General features: G+C 66.1%; 4 protein-coding genes. 1 reads left to right on the top strand and 3 read right to left on the bottom strand.

Annotated features, from left to right (window positions below; all coding sequences use genetic code 11):
• Positions 1 to 357 (bottom strand): hypothetical protein (locus RT662_RS05655; RefSeq protein ID WP_313669734.1); only part of this gene is annotated, 357 nt, incomplete at its 3' end.
• Positions 358 to 436: 79 nt separating this feature from the next.
• Between RT662_RS05655 and RT662_RS05650 the strand changes: the two genes are divergently transcribed.
• Complete coding sequence (locus tag RT662_RS05650; RefSeq protein WP_313669733.1) at positions 437 to 1,327, top strand: polysaccharide deacetylase; 891 nt, start codon at positions 437 to 439, stop codon at positions 1,325 to 1,327.
• Here RT662_RS05650 and RT662_RS05645 read toward each other — a convergent pair.
• Positions 1,317 to 2,939: a DUF885 family protein gene (locus RT662_RS05645; RefSeq protein WP_313669732.1), complete on the bottom strand. Its 1,623-nt coding sequence runs from the start codon at positions 2,937 to 2,939 to the stop codon at positions 1,317 to 1,319. The genes RT662_RS05650 and RT662_RS05645 overlap by 11 nt on opposite strands.
• A 13-nt stretch (positions 2,940 to 2,952) precedes the next feature.
• The coding region (locus RT662_RS05640) for a hypothetical protein (protein ID WP_313669731.1) at positions 2,953 to 3,488 on the bottom strand (536 nt) is incomplete at its 5' end.

Here is a 3,488-nt window from a genome sequence, read left to right as displayed (position 1 = left end):
GCCCCAGCCGATGTCGAGCGTGGCCCACCAGCTCGGATCGCGCTGCCACTGGCGCAGCACCTTGTGCTGGAACTGCACGCTGCGCGCTTCTGACAGCACCAGCAGGTGATCGGCGCGCTGCGCCACCGGCCAGGCGCTGCTGTCGATGGCCAGCAGATCGGCCACCATCTTGTCTGCCGTGGCGGCCCGGGCTGCCATGGCGGCATCGCCATGATCCGGCACGCCATTCTTCACCGGCATTTCAGCGGCCTTGCGGAAGCCATCATAGAGGCGGACGAGATCGGCGTGGGTGGCGGCCATCGCCGGTGCCGCCGCCACGATCGCCGCCACCGCCAGTGCGCCCATCCAGTGTCGCATGTTCTGCCCCCTATGCTGTTTTGCGAACAAGCGTATAACAGGCGAACATCTTGTACCAGAGCAGAAGCAGGGGGATTTGATGGCGGAACAGCCCTGGATGATGGCGGAAGCCGAGGTGCGCGCCCTGCTGGGCCGGGTGCGCGCCGGGCGGTCGCTGGCGCCGCCGCACTGGCCCGGCGGCGCCCGCGCGGCGGTGGCGCTGTCGTTCGATTGTGATCATGAAACGTTTGAACTGGGCGGCGGCGGCCGCGCCATCGGGCGGCTGGCCTGGGGGGAATATGGAAGGCGGGTTGGCGTGCCGCGCATTCTGGATGTGCTGGGGCGCCATGACGTGCCCGCCAGTTTCTTCATGCCGGCCATGTGCGCCCGCCTTGATCCCGATGAGACGCGCCGCATCGTGGCCGCCGGGCATGAAGTGGGCGTCCACGGCTGGCTGCACGAGAACAACAGCCTGCTCGATGAGGCGACAGAGCGCGATCTGGTGCAACGCTCCATCGACACGCTGACGCCGTTGATCGGGGAGCGGCCTGTCGGCTTCCGATCGGCCAATTGGGATCTGTCACCCCACACCTGCCGCATCGTCGCCGATCTTGGCTTCACCTACGACAGCTCGCTGATGGCCGATGAAGCGCCTTATGAACTGCTGCTCGATGGGCAGCCCAGCGGCGTGGTGGAAATCCCGGTCGAATGGCTGCGCGATGATGCGGTCTACCTGATGTTCAACCGCAATCCCGCGACCCGGCCCTATGCGACGCCCGACGAGGTGTTCGCCATCTTCGCGCGCGAACTGGATGCCGCCATTGCGGAGGGCGGGCTGTTCCAGCTGGTGATGCACCCGTTCGTGATCGGCTACCGCAGCCGCATCTGGCTGTTGGAGGCATTGATCGAGCGCGCCAAGGGACAAGTGTGGTTTGCCACCCATGCGCAGGTCGCGCAGTGGGTGGCGCAGGAATGTGGGCTTACATCCTGAGCCCCATGGCCTTGGCTTCATCGTCGGCGCCCAGCCATTCCCAGCGGATCAGCGGCACCGGGATCATGCCGAAGCGGTTGAATTCGTCGTAGAAGTCCTTCACCCGGAAATCCTTCCCACGCTTCTCCGCCAGTTCGGCGAACAATTTGTCGATCATGGCCTTGCCGGTGATGTAACTGGGGCCATAGCCGGGCAGACGCAGATAGGTCTGCTGTTCGGACGCCAGCAGCGGCAGGTTGGGGGACATGTAACCGTTGGGCGTGCGTTCCACCTGCATCTTCATCGCGGCATCGAGATCGATGATATTGGCCTGGGCATAGAGCGAGGCGAGGCCGCGCGCGGCGCGCTGGGCCTGCATGATCCAGACGATTTCGCGCGCCCGCGGTTCATCATCGAACAGACCGGCGTGCAACATGGCTTCTTCAAAGGCGGTGGCCTGGCCTTCGGCGCGGCTCAGCCAGATGTTGTAGAGCAGCGGATCGCGCCGGATCGGGGAGACATTGGGGCGCTTTGCTTCGCGGGCCAGATCCCACCAGTGATAGAAATGGGTGTAAAGCGTCTTGGGCGCGCGCGTTTTGACGATCTGGAAGAAGTCCTGTTGCTCCGGTGGCTTGTAGGTGCCGGCCTGCTCCATGAGGGCTGGGATCATGTAATCCTCGACGGTCAGCACCTCCTTGTTGCCGACAAACGCCACGAACTCGTCGACACTGCGTTTCTGCAAGGCGTCATAGTCAGTCGCCGATTGCGCACCCACCAGCGGCGGCAGCGCGCGGTTGCGATGCTCCTCCAGCCGCAGCGCGGCATGGGCGCGGCCCAGTTCGCGGTGCAATATGGCGACTTCATCTTCCCAGCTGTTGGGGGAGAGCTGCACGTTCTTCAGGAACCAGCTGTAGGCTTCCTTGCCCACGCCCGATGGCCCGGTCTTGCTCGGCGCCTGGGCATCAACCCAGGTCAGATAGTCGATGGTAGCGGTCCGTGCCGCACCGATGGCGGCCTGCAGCTTGCGGTCCGCCGGTGGCACCTTGGCGGCCAGCGCCGTCAACGCTGCCACCTGGCCCTGGATGTTGCGCCGGCTGGCCTTCCACAGATCGCGGGCATTGCCGGTGAGGTTGCCGCGCGCTTGGCTCAGCAGGCCGGGAATATGGGCCAGTTCGCCGGTCAGCTTGGCGCTCTGGGCGGCATCCAGCGGGAAGCGATAGGTCCACAGGTCCACCGGCAGCGGATGCACCGGGCCTTCATGCGCCGGCGTGTCGGCCTGCGAGTCCCACACCGAGACATACCAGGCCGGATCGCGCTGCCAGGGCTTTGCCACCCGCAGATCGAAATCCAGCCCGTTCATCTCGGCGCGGACGAGGTTGTAATCAACCTTCTGCGCGATGCTCCACCCGGCGATGTCGAGCGCGGCGAGGCGCGCCTGGAACTGCTTCAGGCCGTCGGCCCGGCTCTGGTTGGCGGCGGCGGTGAAATCCGGCACGCCCTGCGCGGTCATCGGCCCAGCCTGAAAGGCCCGCCATTCCTTGTGCAGGCCGGCCAGCTGGGCATAGTCACTGGCCAGCGCAGGCGCTGCAAGCACGACGGCACTGGCAAACAGGGCATGGGGGAAGCGGGTCATCTCGGTCTCCTTTTCAGCGGCGCGTGGCCAACAACCAGCGCGCCACCGGCTGCTGGCCTTCGTTGCGGATCTCCACCTGCCAGCCCTGGCTTTCCAGGCTGGCGCGCAGCTGCTGCGTCTCGTCGGCCGTGGGTGCCGCGGCGGCCATGGTGGTCAGGCGGGTGGCATAGGCCTCCAGCTCTTCAACCAGCCCGGCAGCGCTGCCTGGCGCCAGTTCGCCCAGGCTGTGCCACAGGCCTTCCAGCAAAGTGGTATTCTGTGCCGTTTCGGCGCGCGCCACGATCCTGTCGCGCAGCGCCTGCAGGCGGGCAGGGTCGGGCGCCTTGATCAACGTGAACGCATCTTCCTCGTCGCGCAGCCAACCAAGCTGATCCAGCTGCTCGCGGGCCTGGGCCGCAATCGGGCCTTCGGCGGCATGCAGCAGCAGCCACAGGTGATGGCGCGCCACGCGGGCAGCCTCCAGCCCGGCGGGGAGCAATCCGGCATATTCGATGCCGAACTGGCTGGTCACGATGTCGAAGCTCTGATCGGCAAACGGCAGGTGCGCTG

Origin of the sequence: Sandarakinorhabdus sp. (assembly GCF_032115815.1) — a bacterium.
In the GTDB taxonomy this organism is placed as follows: Bacteria; Pseudomonadota; Alphaproteobacteria; order Sphingomonadales; family Sphingomonadaceae; genus Sandarakinorhabdus.
The sequence above is the reverse complement of the archived record's forward strand: the minus strand, read 5'-3'. Positions and strand labels throughout refer to the sequence as shown.